The sequence below is a fragment of the Pseudomonas sp. Je.1.5.c genome (assembly GCF_051129895.1).
In the GTDB taxonomy this organism is placed as follows: Bacteria; Pseudomonadota; Gammaproteobacteria; order Pseudomonadales; family Pseudomonadaceae; genus Aquipseudomonas; species Aquipseudomonas urmiensis.
The window spans coordinates 244,235-263,731 of the sequence record NZ_JBCPSP010000002.1; the positions used below are offsets into that span (position 1 = coordinate 244,235).

Sequence of the window (19,497 nt, forward strand, 5' to 3'; positions counted from 1 at the left end):
GCACAATGGCCACGAGCGATTGAACCTGTGTCAGCAAGGACTCCATGGCTAATCCCTGGCTTCGCGCAACCCGTCTGCTCCAGCGCATGCCGTTCGCCTTGCAGCGTTGGCGCGCGGTGCCTCGCGTGTTCAGCTCTGAAAGTCTGCTGCGCTCGGAGCTGTTTAGCGCCGAGCAGATGGCCGACCACGGCTGCGTCCTGGCCAAGCAGCACCGTGTGAGCCAATTGCCGGCCGATGATGCCTTGCTTGTGCGCCTGAGTGACAACGAGCGAACCCTCTCCAGCAGTTGCGCCGCGCTGGCCAGCACATTGCCGGCGTCACGGCGGGACATGCCGGCCGCGCAGTGGCTGCTGGACAATTTCTACCTGGTCGAAGCGCACATCCGCATAGCCAAAAGCCACCTGCCACCCGGCTACAGCCGCCAGCTACCGCGTCTGGATAACGGTGCATCCAGCGGTCTACCGCGGGTCTATGACATTGCCCTGCAAACCATCTCCCACGGTGATGGCCGGTTCGACAAGGAAAGCCTGAGCGGCTTTGTCGAGGCTTATCAGACCATCACGCCCTTGACCCTGGGTGAGCTGTGGGCAATCCCGATCATGCTGCGCCTGGCACTGATCGAGAATCTGCGCAGGGTCGCAGCCAGGGTCATGGCCAATTGGGCCGACCGTGACCTGGCCAACAGCTGGGCTGATCGCCTCAGCGAGATGGCTGAGCGCGACACCAAGAGTGTGGTGCTGGTGGTAGCCGACATGGTTCGATCCGGGCCGGTGTTGAGCGCAGCGTTTGTCGCCGAGTTAGCCAGGCGTCTGCATGGGCAGAGCGCCACCCTGACCCAGCCGCTGGCCTGGATTGAACAGATGCTCAGCGAGTCGGCATTGAGCATCGAGCGCCAGGTACAACTCGATGCCCAACAGCAAGCCATGGATCAGGTCTCGATCAGCAACAGTATCGGCAGCCTGCGCTTGCTGTCGACCACTGACTGGCGGGCGTTCGTCGAGCAACTAAGCCTGGTTGAACGCATTCTCAGCCAGGATCGCGCCGCAGTGTACAGCGCCATGGACTTTGCCAGCCGGGACCATTACCGACATGTCATCGAGCAGCTCGCCCGCCATAGCTCCTCCAGCGAAGCAGCTGTGGCGCAGACGGCCATCGACCTGTCGCATGTGCCAGACGCCAGCGCCGACGATCCAACCGATCATGTCGGTTTCTATCTACTCGGTCCTGGGCGTGCGCTGTTGGAACAGCGCGTCGCTGCCCGGGTAGCACTTGCCGAGCGCTGGCAACGGCTGCTGCACCGGGCGCCGCTGGCGTTTTACCTGGTGCCCTCGGCGCTGCTCTCAGGGCTGTTGGCCTGGGTATTCCTGCAGGCCATTGATCAGGACGGCTGGCCCACTTGGGTGCTGGCCTTGCTGGCCATGCCCATCCTGCTGATGACCAGTCGCCTGGCCATCGGACTAGTCAACTGGCTGGTCACGCTGACCGTCAAACCGTCCTTCCTGCCGCGACTGGATTACAAAGACGGGATACCGGCGCAGGCTCGAACGCTAGTGGTGATCCCTAGCCTGCTGGCCAATGAAGACGATGTGCAAGAGTTGCTCGAGGGCCTGGAAGTTCGATTTCTGGCCAATCGCGACGAGCACCTGCACTTTGCGCTGCTGACGGACTTTCTCGATGGCCAGCAGCAGAACTTGCCCGAAGACGCCGGCCTGCTGGCGTCAGCCAGTGCAGCCATCGACGCCTTGAACCGCAAGTATCCCAGTACTGGCAGCGAGCGCTTCCTGCTCCTGCATCGCCCCCGGGTGTGGAATGCCAGCGAGCGACTGTGGATGGGTTACGAGCGCAAGCGTGGCAAGCTGATGGCGCTCAATGCCTTGTTGCGCGGCCAGGGGCGCGAACACTTTGTCCTGATCGTCGGCGATATCGCCAAACTGTGCGACGTGCGCTATGTGATTACCCTGGACACCGACACCCAACTGCCGCGCAATGCCGCCAGGCAGTTCATCGCCACCCTGCAACACCCCCTCAACCATCCCCGTTTCGAGCGCCACAGCCGGCGTATCCGCTCAGGCTACGCCATCTTGCAGCCCCGGGTCGGTATCAGCCTGCCCAGCGCGTCGCGTTCGGCCTATGCCCGATTGTTCGGCAGCGACGCTGGTGTCGATCCTTACACCCAGGCGGTTTCCGATGTCTATCAGGACCTGTTTCTCAGTGGCTCGTTCATCGGCAAAGGAATCTATGCCGTGGACGCCTTCGAACAAGCACTGGAGGGCTGCTTTGCCGACAACCGGGTGCTCAGCCACGACCTGATCGAAGGCTGCTATGCCCATTCGGGCCTGCTCAGCGATGTGCAACTGTACGAAGAGTATCCGCCGCATTACAGCACTGACGTCAAACGCCGCCATCGCTGGATCCGCGGCGACTGGCAGTTGTTGCCTTGGCTGCTGCCGTGGCCCAGGCGCGCTGCGCTGAGTGCACTGTCGCGCTGGAAAATCGCCGACAACCTGCGCCGCAGCTTGGAGCCTGCGGCCTTCGTCAGTGTGTTGCTGTGGGGTTGGCTGGCCTCCTCGGCGCCAGCCCTGTGGACCCTGGCGGTGCTGGCGTTGCTGCTGACCCGGCCGCTGCTCGACACCCTGCTGGAAGTGCTGGGCAAAACTACCGATGTGCCGCTGGGGCAGCACCTGCAAGCCGCATTGCGTGCCTCGCGAGCGCATTTCATACGTTGCGTGCTGGGCCTGGCATGGCTGCCCTTCGAAGCCTATTACAGCCTGGATGCGATCGTGCGCACCCTGTGGCGCCTGCTGGTCAGCAAACGCCGCTTGCTGCAATGGAACCCCTCCCGGGAGGATGCACGGGTCAGCGTCAACAGCCTGCGCGCACTCTACCAGGACCAGTGGATCTCTCCGGCCATCGCTGTGCTGCTGGCCGTCGCCCTGCTGGCGAACCCACAGGCGCTGCTGGTCGCCACACCGATCCTCAGCTTGTGGCTGCTTGGCCCGGCGCTGGCCTGGTGGCTCAGCCGCAGCCCTACTCGTAGTGCGTTCAGCCCATCGGCCGATGAGCTACGATTTCTGCATCGCCTGGCCCGCAGCACGTGGGCGTTCTTCGACCAGCATGTCGGCAGCGAAGACAACTGGCTGGTGCCTGACAACATCCAGCAAGCGCCCTACGCCAGCATCGCTCACCGCACTTCACCGACCAATCTGGGCATGGCATTGCTTGCGCACATGGCAGCTCACGATTTTGGCTACCTCAGCGCGGGGCGCCTGCTTGAGCGGCTGTCACTGATGCTTGACAGCATGGAGCGCCTGGAGCGCTACAAGGGTCACTTCTACAACTGGTACGACACCCAGACCTTACGCCCACTGGCACCGCTGTATATCTCCACGGTGGACAGCGGCAACCTCGCAGGGCTGCTGCTGACCTTGCGTGCAGGCCTATTGGCCTTGGCTGACGCGCCGTTGCTGGAGCGGCGTCTGAGCCAAGGCCTGGTGGATACCCTCGACGTGCTCAGCAGCACCTTGGCCAGCGCTGGCCGCGCGACGGATGAAGTCAACGTGCTGCGCGAGCAAGCCTTGCAGTTGCACCTGCAATCGACGCCGGCGCAACAGGCTCAGCTGCTGCAACGCGTCAGCCAATTCGCCGCCGCCAGGCTTGAAACCGGCGACGCCAGCGACTGCAGCTTCTGGTTGGCGACGCTGCAGGCGCAATGCCTTGATGTGATGAGCGAGCTGCAATGCGTTGCCTTGCCGCAAAGCCATGACCCGCCGTTGTCGCGGCCAGGCAGCTGGCGCCAGCTGGCAGACTTGCCCGTCGCCCATTGGCCAGTTGCCGAACAGCCTGGCGTGGCCAGCGTGAAAGCCCTGGCCCGCGCACGCATGACCCAGGCTGGGCAGCTAGCCAGGCGCATCGATGCCTTGGCAAACATGGATTTGCGCTTTCTCTACGACCACCAACGCGACCTGTTCACGATTGGCTACAACGCCACTGAGCACCGCCCGGACGCGGGGTTCTATGACCTGCTGGCCTCAGAAATGCGCCTAACCAATTTCGTCGCCATCGCCCAGGGCCAAGTCCCCCAAGATAGCTGGTTGGCCTTAGGCCGCCTGTTGACCAGCAATGCCGGGGTGCCAGTGCTGCTGTCCTGGTCAGGCTCGATGTTCGAGTACCTGATGCCCATGCTGGTGATGCCCAACTACCCAGGCACCCTGCTCGACCAGAGCTGCCAGGCGGCGGTCACCCGGCAGATCGATCACGGCAAGCAGTTGGGCCTGCCCTGGGGAGTATCGGAGTCGGCCTACAATGCACTGGATAGCCATCTGAACTATCAATATCGCGCTTTCGGCGTTCCTGGCTTGGGCCTCAAACGTGGGCTGGGCGAAGAGCGGGTAGTTGCCCCATACGCCAGTGCCCTGGCCCTGATGGTGGCGCCGGCGGCCGCTTGCCGCAACTTGATGCACCTGTCGCAAACCGGCCTGGCCGGCCGCTTCGGACTGTTCGAGGCGGTCGACTTTACCCCGGCGCGACTGCCACCGGGGCAGGAGGCGGTGGTGATTCGCTCGTTCATGGCCCACCACCAGGGCATGAGTTTGCTTGCTCTGACCTCGCTGCTGTTGGACCAGCCCATGCAGCGGCGCTTTGCCAGCGATCCGCAGTTTTTGGCCAGCATGCTGCTGTTACAGGAGCGCGTGCCGAAAACCGCTGCGCAGTACCTGCACACTTCACAAGCACCCGCCCTGGATGACACCGGTAGTGCCAGCGAGTCGCGCCTGCGCGTATTCAGCGACCCGAACCGGCGCTACCCCGCCGTGCAACTGCTGTCCAACGGTCGCTACCATGTCATGGTCAACACCGCCGGCAGTGGCTACAGCCGCTGCAATGAGCTGGCCGTCACCCGTTGGCGCGAAGATATCAGCCACGATAGCCTGGGCAGCTTCTGCTACCTGCGAGATGTCGACACCCAGAGCTTCTGGTCCACGACGTTTCAGCCCACCCTGCACAAGCCACACAGTCAGGAAGCGATCTTCAGCGATGGTCGAGCCGAGTTTCGCCTGCGCGAAATGGATTTCGACTGCCATACCGAAATGGCCGTTTCGCCTGAAGACGACCTCGAATTGCGTCGCCTGCACCTGACCAATCATGCGTCAGTACGGCGCATCCTGGAGCTGACCAGCTATGCAGAAGTGGTGCTGGCGCCGGCGATCAGCGATGCACTGCACCCAGCCTTCAGCAAGTTGTTCGTCCAGACCGAGCTGATCCGCCCGCTGCAGGCCATCGTCTGTAGCCGTCGACCACGCTCGCAACAGGAGGCCGTCCCCTGGATGTGCCACGTGTTGGCGGTGCACGGCGCTGATATTACAGCGATCTCATATGAAACCGACCGCGCCCGTTTCATTGGCCGTGGCCGCTCGCTGATCGCCCCGGCCGCCTTGCAGGCGGATGTCGAGCAGCTGTCTGGCAGCGCCGGCGCGGTGCTTGACCCAATCGTCGCGATTCGCTGCCGGATTTCCCTGGGGCCCAGCCAAAGCGCCACTCTCGACCTCGCCACAGGGCTCGCCAATAGCCGCGAAGCCTGCCTGCAATTGATCACCAAGTACCGCGACCGGCACTTGGCCGACCGGGTCTTCGACCTGGCCTGGCCGCACAGCCAAGTGCTGCTGCGCCAGCTCAACGGCTCGCTGGCCGATGCCCGCCTGTTCGAACAAATGGCCGCCTCGGTGATCTACGCCCACGCCACGCTGCGCGCCAACAGCGCGTTAGTAGCCAGCAACCGGCGCAATCAGTCTGGGCTGTGGGGCCAGGGTATCTCCGGGGACCTGCCGATCGTGCTGGTACAGATTGCCGATCCTGCCAACATCCAGCTGGTCAAGCAGATGGTCCACGCCCACGCCTATTGGCGGCAGAAGGGCCTGGCGTTGGACTTGGTGATCTGGAATGAAGACCAGGCAGGCTACCGCCAACAACTGCAAGACTTGATCATGGGCGTGGTCGCCTCCGGCAGCGAGGCGGCCCTGCTCGAACGCTCGGGGGGGATCTTCGTGCGCCCGGCGCAGCAGCTCAGCGATGAAGACCGCACCTTGCTGCTGTCGGTGGCGCGACTGGTACTCAGTGACAGTCATGGCAGCTTGGCAGAACAGATGCACCGTCGGCGGGCGCCAACTGCCCCCGCAGATCTGGTGGCCACTTCGGCGCCTAGGCAACAGCCCGATAGCCGCCCAAGCCGCGCAAACCCTGCGCCGCTGCTGCTAGCGAATAGCTATGGTGGTTTCAGCAGCGATGGTCGCGAATACATCATCCCCATATTGCCCGATCGGCCTACCCCGGCGCCGTGGGTCAACATCCTGGCGAACCCACAATTGGGTAGCGTGATCTCGGAATCCGGCAGCGCCTACACCTGGCGCGAGAACGCCCATGAATACCGGCTTACGCCTTGGCACAACGATCCGGTCAGCGACCCAAGCGGCGAGGCTTTGTACGTGCGTGACGAAGACAGCGGCAAAGTCTGGTCAGCCACCCCCCAGCCCAGCCCCGGCCCCGGCAGTTACCGCACCCGCCATGGCTTTGGCTACAGTGTGTTCGAGTACGTCGAGCAAGACCTGCGCAGCGAATTGTGGGTGTATGTTGGCCTGGATGCCGCGGTCAAATTCTCCCACCTCAAACTGCATAACGACGCCGACCGGCCGCGGCGGCTTACCGTCACCTGTTTTGTCGAATGGGTGCTGGGCGATCTGCCCAGCAAGTCAGCCATGCACGTGGTCAGCGAAACCGATCCGGTCAGTGGCGCGCTGTTTGCCCGCAATGCGTTTTCGATCGAGTTTTGCCGGCATGTGGCGTATCTGGATTGCGACCTGCCCTACCTCAGCATCACCTGTGATCGCAGCGAATTTCTCGGCCGCAACGGCCATCTGCGAGCACCTGCCGGGCTGCGTCAAGCGCGCTTGTCAGGGCGCATCGGCGGCGCGCTGGACCCTTGTGCGGCACTACAGGTCAGCGTGGAACTGCAAGCCGGCGAAAGCCGCGAACTGGTGTTTCGCCTCGGCGCAGAGGCGGACGCAACCGCTGCCACCCAGCGGGTATTGCAGTACCGCGGCCTGCGCACCGCCATGGCTGAGCTGGACAAGGTGCAAGCCTATTGGCGCCAGACCTTGGGCACGTTACAGGTGAAGACACCAGAGCCTGCGCTCGATGTACTGGTCAACGGCTGGCTGATGTACCAGGTGATCGCCTGCCGCTTCTGGGCGCGCAGCGGCTTTTATCAGTCGGGCGGCGCTATCGGCTTTCGCGACCAATTGCAGGACAGCATGGCCATGCTGCAGGCCGCCCCCGCCGCTGCGCGCCAGCACCTGCTGACCTGCGCGGCCCATCAGTACGTCGAAGGCGATGTCCAACACTGGTGGCACCCACCGCTGCAACGTGGGGTGCGCACACGCTGCTCCGATGACCTGCTGTGGCTGCCCCTGGCCACCAGCCGCTACGTCGAGGTGACGGGCGACCGCAGCGTGCTGGACGAAGCGGTGGGCTACATCGAGGGCCGCCCGCTCAACCCCGGTGAAGAGTCCTATTACGACTTGCCGGCTCGATCCGCCTTGGTCGAAAGCCTCTACCAACACTGCCAGCGCGCCCTCGGCCAAGCCCTGCAGTGTGGCGCCCACGGCTTGCCGCTAATGGGCAGCGGCGACTGGAACGACGGCATGAACCGGGTTGGCGAACAAGGCCTGGGAGAAAGTGTCTGGTTGGGCTTCTTCGGCCATCATGTGCTGCAAGCCTTCGCCCGGATTGCCCAGCGCCAGGGTGACCGGCATTTCGCCGAGCACTGTGCCAAGCAGGCCGCTGCCCTGAGCAGCAACCTTGAAGCACACGCCTGGGATGGCGGTTGGTATCGCCGTGCCTGGTTCGATGATGGCCAACTGTTGGGCTCGGCGACCAATCAGGAGTGCCGCATCGATTCGCTGCCACAAAGCTGGGCAGTACTCAGCGGCGTGGCCTCGGCTGAACGTGCGCGCACTGCCATGCGCGCCGTTGATCAACTGCTGGTGCGCCGCGACCTGGGTTTAGTGCAGTTGCTCGACCCGCCGTTCGACCAAGGCAGCCTGGACCCCGGCTATATCAAGGGCTATGTGCCTGGGGTACGCGAGAACGGCGGGCAATATACCCACGCCGCCATCTGGGCCAGCATGGCGTTTGCCCAGTTGCGCGACAGAGCCAAGGCCTGGGAGCTGCTGCGCCTGATCAACCCAGTGGGTCAAGGTAGCATTGCACAGATCGATACCTACAAGGTCGAGCCGTATGTCATGGCGGCCGATGTCTACGCGGTAGCGCCACATGCCGGCCGCGGCGGCTGGAGTTGGTACACCGGCTCTGCCGGCTGGATGTACCGTTTGCTTGTGGAAAGCCTGCTCGGCCTGCAGCGCACGGGCGATACCTTGCACATCCGTCCCCTGCTGCCTGCCGACTGGCCGGGCTACACAGTGCATTACCGCTTCGGCGCCACCGACTATCGCATCGAGGTGCGCAACAACGTTAGCGGCGCTGAACTGAGCTTGAGCCTTGATGGCCAGCCGCTGGCCGTCAACACGCTGCACTTGGTGGATGATGCAGGGCTGCATCAAGTGATTGTCCAGTGCCAGCCATCGACCCAGCCTCTTGATCTGTAATGCCTGCTGACCTGCGTTGGGCTAATCTTGCTCAACCAACCTTCGCACCTTGAACGGTGGCCGATCATGCTCCCCATGCCGCAGCACAACCACCTGCTGGCTGCCCTGTCCACGCCGACTTTCGAACGCCTGGAGGGCGATCTTGAGCTCGTGACGTTGCCGTTGGGCAAGTCGCTGTACGAGTCGGGCGATGCCCTGCGCCATGTCTACTTTCCCACAGACTCGATCGTTTCATTGTTGTACGTGATGGAAAATGGCGCCTCAGCGGAAATTTCTGTGGTGGGTAACGAAGGCCTGGTGGGCATCGCGGTGTTCATGGGTGGAGAAAGCACGCCCAGCCGCGCGATCGTTCAAAGCGCCGGCCACGCCTACCGCTTGCCCGGGCAGCGCCTGAAGGACGAATTCAACCGTCACGGCGAACTGCTGCTGTTGATGTTGCGTTATACCCAGGCACTGATTACCCAGATGGCGCAGACCGCGGTGTGCAATCGTCATCACTCCATCGACCAGCAACTGTGCCGCTGGTTGCTGCTGTCGCTGGATCGCCTGCAGAGTGATCAGGTACGCATGACCCAGGAATTGATTGCCAACATGCTGGGGGTGCGCCGTGAAGGAGTAACCGATGCTGCGGGAAAACTGCAGCGTCTGGGCATCATCGAATACAGCCGCGGCCATATCAAAGTAGTGGACCGTGCCCGGCTCGAAGCGCTGAGCTGCGAGTGCTACGAGGTGGTGAGGAAAGAAACCGAGCGCCTACTGCCCTATCTGCCGCAGCGTGCAATAACCGACCCGCCTTGACGTGAAAGCCCCTTGGCGGGATAGCCCGCACCTGCGTGGCCCTTACCGGATACATGGACTGCATCCGATATTTACCCCGCAGGAACGAGCTAGCCCGGCAAAGGGCCTGCGGCTAACACGTCACTCTGCGACCGAGACGCAAAACGGCCCCGGTCGCAGAACTGAAGATCAACGTTCCTCATCTTTATCCATGTTGCGGTCAGCATTGCCTTGCTGGCCAGCATCGCGCTCACGTTGAGTACCTTGGTTTGGATCATCGGCCATACCGCCACCCGAACCTTGGCCCCCCTGACGCCCTGCGTCAGCTGGACGGTCAGCGTCCTTCGACCAGTCGCCACCGCTCTGTTTACCGCCCTGCTTGCCCATGTCCGACTGACGTTGAGGATCGTTACCCGCACCCCCTTCGGACATCTGGCCACCTTGACGGCCCGCTTGAGAGGCCTTGTCCTGATCCTTGGCCCAGTCACCTTGATTGCCCTGGGCGCCTTTGCCCATGTCGCCACCTTTGTTGCCTTGATTACCAGCCATGATGGTGTACCTCGTTCAGGAACACAGATAAACCTGTGTGTACAGCTGAGACTCGGCGTCGATCCGGGTAATCCTATTTATCTTTGCGTGCGCAGACGAAAGGCCGCAAATGCCGCGGTGCCGGGACTTTTGCGCGCGAGTATCGAGAGCGCAGGTCATCAGGATGTGCCGATGATTCAAACCCTTTCGGGGGTTCGATAATCGCCCATTTTAAACAGCAGATGCATTTTCAAGATTGACGAATTAACTAGATAGTACAAATATCGAGACATCCAACAACAACAAAGCGATGCCCGCCATGACGCCCCGAATCCTCGTGCTCAACGGCCCTAACCTCAATCTACTCGGCACCCGAGAACCCGAGCAGTATGGCCGCGAGACCCTTGCCGACCTTGCCAACGGCTGCGCCGACACCGCTCGCCAGCTGGATATGGAAATCGAATTTCGCCAGACCAATCATGAAGGCGAACTGATCGACTGGATCCATGCCGCCCGCGGTCGCTGCAATGGCATCCTGATCAACCCCGGTGCCTGGACCCATACCTCGGTGGCCATTCGTGATGCCTTGGTGGCCTGTGAACTGCCCGTGATCGAAGTGCATTTGTCCAACGTGCACAAGCGCGAACCGTTCCGCCATATCTCGTTCGTCTCCTCGATTGCGGTCGGGGTGATCTGCGGCCTTGGCAGCCAGGGCTATCGCCTGGCCCTGGCACACTTCGCAGAGCTGCTCGGGGAGCGCGCGGCATGAGCCAGCAGAGTGTTCTTGCCGGTTTGATCGGCCGGGGTATCCAGGCCTCACGCACGCCAGCGCTGCACGAGCGCGAAGGTGATGCGCAGTCATTACGTTACCTGTACCGGTTGATCGATGCAGACCAGCTTGGCCTGGACGACAGCGCCCTGCCCGGTCTGCTCGATGCCGCGCAGCGTACCGGCTTCACCGGGCTGAACATCACCTACCCATTCAAGCAGGCGATTTTGCCACTGCTCGATGAGTTGTCCGATGAAGCGCGCGGTATCGGCGCGGTCAACACGGTGGTGCTCAAAGATGGCAAGCGAATCGGCCATAACACCGATTGCCTGGGCTTCGCTGAAGGCTTGCGGCGTGGTTTGCCCGACGTGCCACGCGCCCACGTGGTGCAGATGGGTGCTGGCGGCGCTGGGGCTGCTGTGGCGCATGCCTTATTGGGTGAAGGGGTCGAGCATCTGGTGCTGTTCGAGGTTGATGCGGCGCGCGGCCAGGCGCTGGTAGATAACCTCAATCAGCATTTCGGCGCAGGCCGGGCCCGCCTTGGTACAGATCTGCCCACTGCGCTGGCGATGGCCGATGGGCTGGTCAATACCACACCGGTGGGCATGGCCAAACTACCCGGAACGCCGCTGCCGGTGGAACTGCTGCATGCGCGGCTGTGGGTAGCGGAGATCATCTACTTCCCACTGGAAACCGCCCTGCTGCGCCACGCGCGAGCGCTGGGTTGCCGTACCCTGGACGGCGGCAACATGGCGGTCTTCCAGGCAGTGAAAGCCTTTGAGCTGTTCAGCGGCCAAGTGGCCAATGCCGACCGGATGCAGGCGCATTTCGCCAGCTTTGCCTGACGCGCCATGTCGCGGGATAGGTCCACGCCCTCGGTTTGCCGAGCGTGCAACCGTCCCGCGAATGGCCGGTAACTGAAGCGTCAGTTTTTCTCATCGAGCAACGCCTGTATCACCTTCTCCTGCCCCGCATAGTCGCCTTCGCCGAAATGCGCATGGCGTACCTGACCTTGCCGGTCGACAAAGTAATGCGCCGGCCAGAACTGGTTGCCCCAGGCATTCCACACCTGATAGCTGTTGTCCACCGCGACCGGGTAGCCGATGCCTAATTTGGCGAGCTTCTCGCGCAACGTGCCGACATCATGCTCGTAGTCGTACTCAGGCGTGTGCACACCGATCACCACCAAGCCCTGGGCGGCGTAGCGCCTGGCCCAGTCGTTGACATAGGGCAGGCTGCGCTGGCAGTTGATACAGTCCCAGGTCCAGAAGTCGACCAGCACCACCTTGCCCTTGAGCGCTGGTGCATCCAGCGGCGGCGAATTGAGCCATTGGCTGGCGCCACTCAACGATGGCATCGCCCCGTTGCTGTCCTTGGCCAGCAGATGACCCGCCAGCCCCAGGCCGGTCAAGGCCAGCACCACCGCACCGGCTTTGAGCAGCACGCCTGGATTAACTTTCATGGCAGCCGCCGCTGGCATAGGTGCGGTACTGCAGGGTTTGCTGCTGACCGTGAGAGTCGAGGTAGACCATACGTGTGTTGACTACCCCGCAGGCATTGCTCTGGTCATCCATGACCGACAGGACTTTCTTCACATCGAGCCGGTCACCATAGCGATACTGCATCACGCTGCTATCGTCCATCTGCTGGGTGTTTGCTTGAGCGCTGATGGCCGTAAAACCGAGCAGTGCGACCAAGCTGGCATTAATCAGAGTCTTGAAGTTCATGGCATCTCTCCTACATGCGGTTTGCTGATGGGGAGGTGCTTCCCCTTCAGTCGAGAACCATTTCACGCCTGCAAGGTATCGCGGATGTGTCGGTCAAGCGCGAGACGTGCATGCACCTGTATCCAGCAGCAAGCCAGATACACTGCAATACAATCCTCGGCAGGCAAGCGCGCCAACGCCCAGTACACTTGGCTTACTCAAACTAAGGCAGGGCCCGCACGATGGAACACGTCGATCACATCCTGATCGTCGACGACGACCGCGAAATCCGTGAGTTGGTCGGCAATTACCTGAAGAAAAATGGTCTGCGCACCAGCATCGCCGCCGACGGCCGGCAGATGCGCGCCTTCCTTGAGGCCGATGCAGTGGACCTGATCGTGCTCGACATCATGATGCCCGGCGATGACGGCCTGTTGCTGTGCCGCGAGTTGCGCGCGGGCAAGCATCGCAACGTGCCGGTATTGATGCTCACCGCCCGCGACGACGAGACCGACCGCATCATCGGCCTGGAAATGGGCGCCGACGACTACCTGACCAAACCGTTTTCCGCCCGCGAGCTACTGGCGCGGATCAATGCCGTGCTGCGTCGCACGCGCATGCTGCCGCCGAACCTGACCATCAGCGAAAGCAGCCGCATGTTGCGTTTCGGCCCGTGGCGCCTGGACACCACGGCGCGTCACCTGCTTGATGACCAAGGCACCCTGGTGGCCCTCAGTGGCGCCGAATACCGCCTGTTGCGGGTATTTCTCGACCATCCGCAGCGAGTGCTCAGCCGCGAACAGTTGCTCAACCTGACCCAAGGCCGCGAGGCGGACATCTTCGACCGCTCCATCGACCTGTTGGTCAGCCGCCTGCGCCAGCGGCTGGGTGACGATGCGCGAGAGCCGACCTGCATCAAGACCGTGCGCAGCGAAGGCTACGTGTTCTCGCTAGCGGTGCAATTGCTTGAGTCGCCCTCATGAAGTGGCCGCGTACCCTCGCCTCGCGCCTGGCACTGATATTTTTCACCGGGCTGGTATTGGCCTACGGCCTGTCATTCGGTTTACAGGCGTACGAGCGCTACATCAGCAGCCGTTCGATGATGCTCAGCAACCTTGAGCTGGACGTCGCCACCTCAGTCGCCATCCTCGATCGCCTCCCGGCTGCCGAGCGCCCGGCCTGGCTACCGCGACTGGAGCGGCGCACCTACCGCTATAGGCTCGACTCTGGCCAAACCGGATCGGCCATGCCCAGCGAAGACCCGCCGATGGCGGCCGAGTCGATCGTCAAGGCCATCGGCAAGGACTACCGCCTGACGTTTCTGGAAATCCCCGGCCCGCTCACGCACTTCCAGGCACATCTGCGCCTGGCTGACGGCGCGCCGCTGACCATCGACGTCACCCCTGCCACCGTTCCGGTGGCCAGCTGGTTGCCAGTAGTGTTGCTGATCCAGCTGGCAGTGTTGCTGCTGTGCACCTGGCTGGCGGTGCGTCTGGCGATTGGCCCGCTGACCCGGTTGTCCCAGGCCGTGGACAATCTCGATCCGAACACGCCCGGGCCGCAATTGGATGAAAGCGGGCCGCGCGAAGTCAGGTACGCCGCCGCAGCCTTCAATGCCCTGCAAGCGCGCATCGCTGCCTACCTCAAGGAGCGCATGCAGCTGCTGGCGGCAATCTCCCATGATTTGCAGACGCCCATCACACGGATGAAGCTGCGGGTTGAAGTGATGGACGACGGGGTCGAGAAAGACAAGCTGTGGAGCGACCTGAGCGCCATGGAGCACCTGGTACGCGAAGGCGTCGCCTACGCCCGCAGCATGGACGTGGGCACCGAAGCGCCGTGCCGGATCGACCTCGATGCCTTTCTCGACAGCGTGGTGTTCGACTATCAGGACAGCGGGGCCAAGGTTGAGCGCCTGGGCAGCACCGAGACGACCTTGCAAACCCGCCCGCACGCCCTGCGCCGAGTCCTGGTCAATCTGCTGGACAACGCCTTGAAATTTGCCGGCGCCGCTCAGTTGGAGGTCACTCAACACGCCAATGCCACGGTGATTCGGGTACTCGATGAAGGCCCAGGCATTCCTGCCGAGGAGCTCAACGAAGTACTCAAACCGTTCTACCGGGTAGAAGGCTCGCGCAATCGTGGCACCGGCGGCACGGGTTTGGGCTTGGCCATTGCACAGCAACTGGTGCAGGCCATGGGCGGTACATTGACGTTGAGTAACCGCGAAAATGGCGGGCTCTGCGCCCAGATCGAATTGCGTTGACCGCTGGCTTACAAGCGCATACCTACACTGCGATACATAACTGCAGCGCCTCGACACATTGCAGATACCCCACCCGCGCAAACTCCGAGTCAGTCTTTTCGCTGACCGGAGCCACCCCCAATGACCAGCCTGACCCGTGCCCTGCCCGCGCTCAACCGCTTCGGCGACTGGAGCGCAGATCTGCCTCTGCGACTTTTCCTGGCCTGGGAGTTTTTTGAATCAGGCCTGGAAAAATTCAATGGCAGCAACTGGTTTGCCGATATCCAATCCAACTTTCCCCTGCCTTTCAACCTGCTACCCGCCAGTCTGAATTGGCAGTTGTCGATGTGGGCGGAGCTGATCTGCCCACTGTTGCTGCTGCTCGGGCTAGGCACCCGTTTCGCTTCGTTGGTATTGATCGGCGTGACAGTGGTGGCCACCGCGGCAGTGCATTGGCCGGCAGAATGGTCGGGGCTGGCGGAACTGGCCCGGGGCTATGCGATCACTGACCAGGGTTATGGCAACTTCAAGCTTCCGCTTATCTATCTGGTCGCCTTGCTGCCGCTGGCGCTCAAGGGCGCGGGCTGGCTGAGCCTGGACCATTGGCTGTGGCATAAGCTCGGTTACTGCCCGCGCAACGCTCGGTAAACATCGCGGCCCCTGCTACGGGGCCGTCGGCGTTTCTACAGCACGCGTTTGATCAACGGCTCCAGACGGCTCAAGCGCAGCCTCTTGAGGAACTTGCGCACCTGCTGCGGATGCTCGCCGGGCTCGCCCAACTCGCTGGCCGAACGCAGTACAGGCGCATGCTGCCTGATCCCCTGCAGCTCAGCCTCGCGAGGTATCAGCCACTGCCCATGTGGGTCGTCGATCAACAAACCATTTTCGAGGTCCAGGTTAAATCCGCGTGGGTTGAGGTTATTACCCGTGAGCAGGCTATAACGTTGGTCGATCCACAAGCCTTTGGCGTGAAAGGTATGCCCCGGATCATTCCAGATGCGCAACACCAACTGGCCGCTGTCGATGGCCGCCTGACGACGTCGGGCGAAGGCCCGCAGGTTGTCTTCGTACAGGTAGGGCAACACCCCACTAGCACTGAACGGCTTACCCGGCTCGACGTAGAAATCATTGGCGGTACGATGACCGACGATGATCTCGACGCCAATGCCGCGGGCCAAGGCCCGGTCGATTTCGCTCATCACCACGCGGGGTGGATTGAAGTACGGGGTACTGATGATGATCTGCGCGCGCGCCGCCGCCAGCAGCGAGCAGATGGCGTGGTTGAGCGGGTTGCCGCGGCCGATGCCCAACAGTGGAATGACCCGCAGGCCATCGATCGCAGGGCTGTCTGGCAATGGGTAGGCCATGCGCCGCAAGCGTGTGCGCAATCGGCGGATGTCCCCGCGCAGACTACGGGTCGATGGCGCCGCTGGCAGGTCCAGGCGGGGTGTGGCGGTACTGGCCAGCACATCGCGCACCAGTTCGACCATGGCATCGGCCAGCGCCGGACAGTCGAACAGGTGATAGCGGTCGAGGCGATAACGCTCGAAACGGTGCAGGTAGACGTTATTAAGGCTGGCGCCGGTGTAGATCACGCAATCATCGATGATGCTGCCCTTGAGGTGCAGCACACCGAACAGCTCGCGGGTTTGCACTGGCACGCCATGAATGATCACATCCAAGCCATGGTGCTCGCGCTGCGCTTGATACCAGGCAGCATTACCCGGCTGGCGGCCCGCCCCTAGCAGGCCACGACGGGCCCGGAACCAATCGACGACGATGACAATGTGCAGTGACGGCCGCGCCGCCTTGGCCTGGTACAGCGCATCCAGAATCTCCTGACCGGCCTCATCTTCCTGCAAGTACAGGGCGACGATGACGATACGCTGGGTCGCGTTGGCAATACGTTCGAGCAAGCAGGAGCGGTAGGTGGCGGCATCAGGCACCACCTCGATGGCTTGCGGTGCCAGGGCAAAGCCTTTGTGCGGTACTGCCACGGATCTGCGGATCAAGCGGTTCACCTCAAGTCGGGAGTGATGGGCACGGCTCACCCGTGCACAGGTGCTGGGTGTACTGACAGGCCCGGCCACGCCCCATCATAGCAACAATGCCAGCAGGCTCGAGTTTCTCCCTGCCCTGCGAACCGACAATGCCTTGGCTTTTACAGGAAGATCGTACAGCTATCGAACGGCGGCAAGCGTCTCTACATTGAAGCGTGTGGTGCCTGAGCCGGCCTCTTCGCGGGCAAGCCCGCTCCTACAGGTGCCGTGCCGCTCACACATTTTGTGACGACTCAAACACTGTGGGAACGGGCTTGCCCGAAGAGGCCGGTTCAGGCACCACACCTTGGCAGCGGATTGGCCCTGGACCAGGTTATGGTCTGGGCGCTAGGTCAAAGCGGTCCAACTCCATCACCTTGACCCACGCCGCGACAAAGTCTTTGACGAACTTAGCCTCGGCGCCGGTGCTGGCATACACCTCACTCAGCGCACGCAACTGGGCATGCGAGCCAAACACCAGGTCCACCCGGCTGCCGGTCCACTTGCTCTGCCCGGTCTTGCGATCCTTGCCTTCGAAGGTTTGGTTATCGTCCGCGGTCGGCTTCCACTCCACGCTCATGTCCAACAAGTTGCGGAAGAAGTCGTTGGTCAGTTGCCCAGGCTTGTCGGTGAACACGCCGTGCTTGCTGCCAGCGTGGTTGGCGCCCAACACGCGCAGGCCGCCGATCAGCACAGTGAGTTCTGGTGCGGTCAGGGTCAGCAATTGCGCCTTGTCCAGCAGCAGCCGCTCAGCCTTGACGCTATAGGCACCCTTGGAGAAATTGCGGAAGCCATCGGCGAGCGGCTCCAGCACCCCGAACGACTCGACATCGGTCTGCTCCTGCGAAGCATCGACGCGACCAGGATGGAATGGCACGCTGACCGTGTGTCCGGCATCCTTGGCAGCCTTCTCCACCGCCGCAGTACCGGCCAGAACGATCAGGTCGGCCAGCGACACCTGCTTGCCGCCCACGCTGAACTCACTGCGAATTTTCTCCAAGGTGGTCAGTACCTTGTCCAGCTGTTCAGGCTGGTTGGCCGCCCAGAATTTCTGCGGTGCCAGACGCAACCGGGCACCATTGGCGCCGCCGCGTTTATCCGAGCCACGGAAGGTCGAAGCCGACGCCCACGCGGTAGCTACCAGCTCGCCGATGCTCAGGCCGCAAGCGAGCACCTTGGCTTTCAAATCAGCGATGTCCTGCTCGCTGATCACCGCTGCCGGCGCTGGCGGCAGTGGATCTTGCCACAGCAGCTCTTCCTGGGGCATTTCCGGCCCCAGGTAGCGCGCCAATGGGCCCATGTCGCGGTGGATCAGCTTGTACCAGGCGCGGGCAAAGGCGTCCGCCAACTGATCAGGGTTGTCCTTGAACCGCCGAGCGATGGGCTCGTAGATCGGGTCGAAGCGCAGCGCCAGGTCCGAGGTGAGCATCGACGGAGCATGGCGCTTGCTGGGGTCATGGGCATCGGGAATCTGCCCTGCCCCATCACCGTTTTTCGGCCGCCACTGGTTGGCACCCGCCGGGCTTTTGGTCAGCTCCCAGTCGAAGCGGAACAAGTTCTCCAGGTATTCGTTGCTCCATTTGGTCGGGGTCGAGGTCCAGGTCACCTCCAGGCCGCTGGTGATGGTGTCGCCACCCTTGCCGGTGCCGAACGTGTTATGCCAGCCAAACCCTTGCTGCTCCAGGGGTGCAGCTTCAGGTTCCGGACCGACATTATCGGCAGGGCCAGCGCCGTGAGTCTTGCCAAAGGCGTGGCCGCCTGCGATCAGGGCGACGGTTTCTTCGTCGTTCATCGCCATGCGGCCGAAGGTTTCGCGGATATCCTTGCCCGAGGCGATGGGGTCGGGATTGCCTTCCGGACCTTCCGGGTTCACATAGATCAGGCCCATCTGCACGGCGGCCAGCGGGTTTTCCAGGTTGCGCTCGCCCTGCAAGGTGCGGCTCTGTTCTTCTCCATGCTTGGCAGGCTCGGCCACCAGATCACCCTGGCCGGGCGCCTGGGCCTTGCCGTAGCGGGTGTCGCCGCCCAGCCAGACTTTCTCCGAGCCCCAGTAGACATCTTGATCCGGCTCCCACACATCGGCGCGGCCACCCGAAAAGCCAAAGGTCTTGAAGCCCATCGACTCAAGCGCGACGTTGCCGGTAAGCACGATCAGATCTGCCCAGGATATCTTTTCGCCATATTTCTGCTTGATTGGCCACAGTAAACGCCGCGCCTTATCCAGACTGACGTTGTCTGGCCAACTATTGAGTGGCGCATAGCGCTGCTGACCGGAGCCTGCGCCACCGCGCCCATCACCGATGCGGTAGGTGCCGGCACTGTGCCAGGCCATGCGGATGAACAGCGGACCGTAGTGGCCGAAGTCGGCCGGCCACCAGTCCTGGGAATCGGTCATCAAGGCAGTCAGGTCTTGTTTCAGGGCTTGGAAATCCAGGCTCTTGAACGCCTTGGCATAGTCGAAATCCGGGTCCATCGGATCGGACTTGCTCGAATGCTGGTGAAGAATGTTCAAGTTGAGCTGGTCAGGCCACCAGTCACGGTTACTGGTGCCGCCACCTGCGGTTTGATGGAACGGGCATTTCGATTCGTTCGACATCTGCGGTTACCTTTGGGTCGGGTTCTATCCAGATTTCCGGTCTATGCCAGGTTTGATCAGCCGAGCACGAAGGCTCATGCCTACCCCTCATCAGGTGGGTAGGTCTTCGCCGATACGGGCGTGCGAGCGTGTCATCACGTGCAGCGCAGTGTCTTGCACTCAGGTGCTGCCACGCCGCCCGCG

At 62.3% G+C, this 19,497-nt stretch carries 12 protein-coding genes; 7 read left to right on the forward strand and 5 right to left on the reverse strand.

Annotated elements, in window-relative coordinates; translation table 11 throughout:
- Positions 1–44 precede the first annotated feature (44 nt).
- Entirely contained in the window at positions 45–8,654 is an 8,610-nt protein-coding gene (locus AAZU54_RS03070; protein ID WP_434726507.1) for a GH36-type glycosyl hydrolase domain-containing protein, read from the forward strand.
- A gap of 66 nt (positions 8,655–8,720) precedes the next feature.
- Positions 8,721–9,452: a Crp/Fnr family transcriptional regulator gene (locus AAZU54_RS03075; protein WP_186553552.1), complete on the forward strand. Its 732-nt coding sequence runs from the start codon at positions 8,721–8,723 to the stop codon at positions 9,450–9,452.
- A 168-nt stretch (positions 9,453–9,620) separates the two neighbouring features.
- Here the strand turns inward: AAZU54_RS03075 and AAZU54_RS03080 are convergent, their stop codons facing one another.
- The gene (locus AAZU54_RS03080; protein ID WP_312153274.1) at positions 9,621–9,980 is read right to left on the reverse strand and encodes a glucose starvation-inducible protein B; all 360 of its coding nucleotides are present in this window, start codon (positions 9,978–9,980) and stop codon (positions 9,621–9,623) included.
- Between the two features lie 298 nt (positions 9,981–10,278).
- Between AAZU54_RS03080 and aroQ the strand changes: the two genes are divergently transcribed.
- Positions 10,279–10,728, forward strand: a complete 450-nt coding sequence (gene aroQ, locus AAZU54_RS03085) for a type II 3-dehydroquinate dehydratase (RefSeq protein WP_186553553.1) — start codon at positions 10,279–10,281, stop codon at positions 10,726–10,728.
- On the forward strand, positions 10,725–11,573 hold the full coding sequence (locus AAZU54_RS03090) for a shikimate dehydrogenase (protein ID WP_186553554.1): 849 nt from the start codon (positions 10,725–10,727) through the stop codon (positions 11,571–11,573). The genes aroQ and AAZU54_RS03090 overlap by 4 nt, the downstream gene beginning before the upstream one ends.
- Positions 11,574–11,653: 80 nt before the next feature.
- Here AAZU54_RS03090 and AAZU54_RS03095 read toward each other — a convergent pair whose 3' ends face one another.
- Together AAZU54_RS03095 and AAZU54_RS03100 are read right to left on the reverse strand one after the other, a co-directional pair.
- Complete coding sequence (locus tag AAZU54_RS03095; protein ID WP_434726536.1) at positions 11,654–12,169, reverse strand: thioredoxin family protein; 516 nt, start codon at positions 12,167–12,169, stop codon at positions 11,654–11,656.
- 10 nt (positions 12,170–12,179) lie between these two features.
- The gene (locus tag AAZU54_RS03100; protein ID WP_186553556.1) at positions 12,180–12,455 is read right to left on the reverse strand and encodes a DUF2790 domain-containing protein; all 276 of its coding nucleotides are present in this window, start codon (positions 12,453–12,455) and stop codon (positions 12,180–12,182) included.
- A gap of 221 nt (positions 12,456–12,676) precedes the next feature.
- Between AAZU54_RS03100 and AAZU54_RS03105 the strand changes: the two genes are divergently transcribed.
- The 3 genes from AAZU54_RS03105 to AAZU54_RS03115 all read left to right on the forward strand — a co-directional run bounded on the left by AAZU54_RS03105 (position 12,677) and on the right by AAZU54_RS03115 (position 15,327).
- Entirely contained in the window at positions 12,677–13,417 is a 741-nt protein-coding gene (locus tag AAZU54_RS03105; protein WP_186553557.1) for a response regulator, read from the forward strand.
- Positions 13,414–14,700, forward strand: a complete 1,287-nt coding sequence (locus AAZU54_RS03110; RefSeq protein ID WP_186553558.1) for a sensor histidine kinase — start codon at positions 13,414–13,416, stop codon at positions 14,698–14,700. Before AAZU54_RS03105 ends, AAZU54_RS03110 begins: the two co-directional genes overlap by 4 nt.
- Positions 14,701–14,820: 120 nt before the next feature.
- Positions 14,821–15,327: an HvfX family Cu-binding RiPP maturation protein gene (locus tag AAZU54_RS03115; protein ID WP_186553559.1), complete on the forward strand. Its 507-nt coding sequence runs from the start codon at positions 14,821–14,823 to the stop codon at positions 15,325–15,327.
- 35 nt (positions 15,328–15,362) lie between these two features.
- Here the strand turns inward: AAZU54_RS03115 and pssA are convergent, their stop codons facing one another.
- Both pssA and katG read right to left on the reverse strand, forming a co-directional pair.
- On the reverse strand, positions 15,363–16,700 hold the full coding sequence (gene pssA / locus AAZU54_RS03120; protein ID WP_434726508.1) for a CDP-diacylglycerol--serine O-phosphatidyltransferase: 1,338 nt from the start codon (positions 16,698–16,700) through the stop codon (positions 15,363–15,365).
- Positions 16,701–17,052: 352 nt separating this feature from the next.
- Positions 17,053–19,314 carry a catalase/peroxidase HPI gene (gene katG, locus AAZU54_RS03125; protein ID WP_186553561.1) on the reverse strand — a complete coding sequence of 754 codons (2,262 nt, stop codon included), beginning with the start codon at positions 19,312–19,314 and terminating at the stop codon, positions 17,053–17,055.
- Between the last annotated feature and the right edge of the window lie 183 nt (positions 19,315–19,497).

Bases quoted from the DNA above. Each gene is read 5' to 3' on its own strand.
- AAZU54_RS03080 (WP_312153274.1), bottom strand. From the start codon at position 9,980: ATGGCTGGTAATCAAGGCAACAAAGGTGGCGACATGGGCAAAGGCGCC.
- AAZU54_RS03110 (WP_186553558.1), top strand. From the start codon at position 13,414: ATGAAGTGGCCGCGTACCCTCGCCTCGCGCCTGGCACTGATATTTTTC.
- AAZU54_RS03090 (WP_186553554.1), top strand. From the start codon at position 10,725: ATGAGCCAGCAGAGTGTTCTTGCCGGTTTGATCGGCCGGGGTATCCAG.
- katG (WP_186553561.1), bottom strand. From the start codon at position 19,314: ATGTCGAACGAATCGAAATGCCCGTTCCATCAAACCGCAGGTGGCGGC.
- AAZU54_RS03100 (WP_186553556.1), bottom strand. From the start codon at position 12,455: ATGAACTTCAAGACTCTGATTAATGCCAGCTTGGTCGCACTGCTCGGT.
- aroQ (WP_186553553.1), top strand. From the start codon at position 10,279: ATGACGCCCCGAATCCTCGTGCTCAACGGCCCTAACCTCAATCTACTC.
- AAZU54_RS03075 (WP_186553552.1), top strand. From the start codon at position 8,721: ATGCTCCCCATGCCGCAGCACAACCACCTGCTGGCTGCCCTGTCCACG.
- AAZU54_RS03105 (WP_186553557.1), top strand. From the start codon at position 12,677: ATGGAACACGTCGATCACATCCTGATCGTCGACGACGACCGCGAAATC.
- AAZU54_RS03070 (WP_434726507.1), top strand. From the start codon at position 45: ATGGCTAATCCCTGGCTTCGCGCAACCCGTCTGCTCCAGCGCATGCCG.
- AAZU54_RS03115 (WP_186553559.1), top strand. From the start codon at position 14,821: ATGACCAGCCTGACCCGTGCCCTGCCCGCGCTCAACCGCTTCGGCGAC.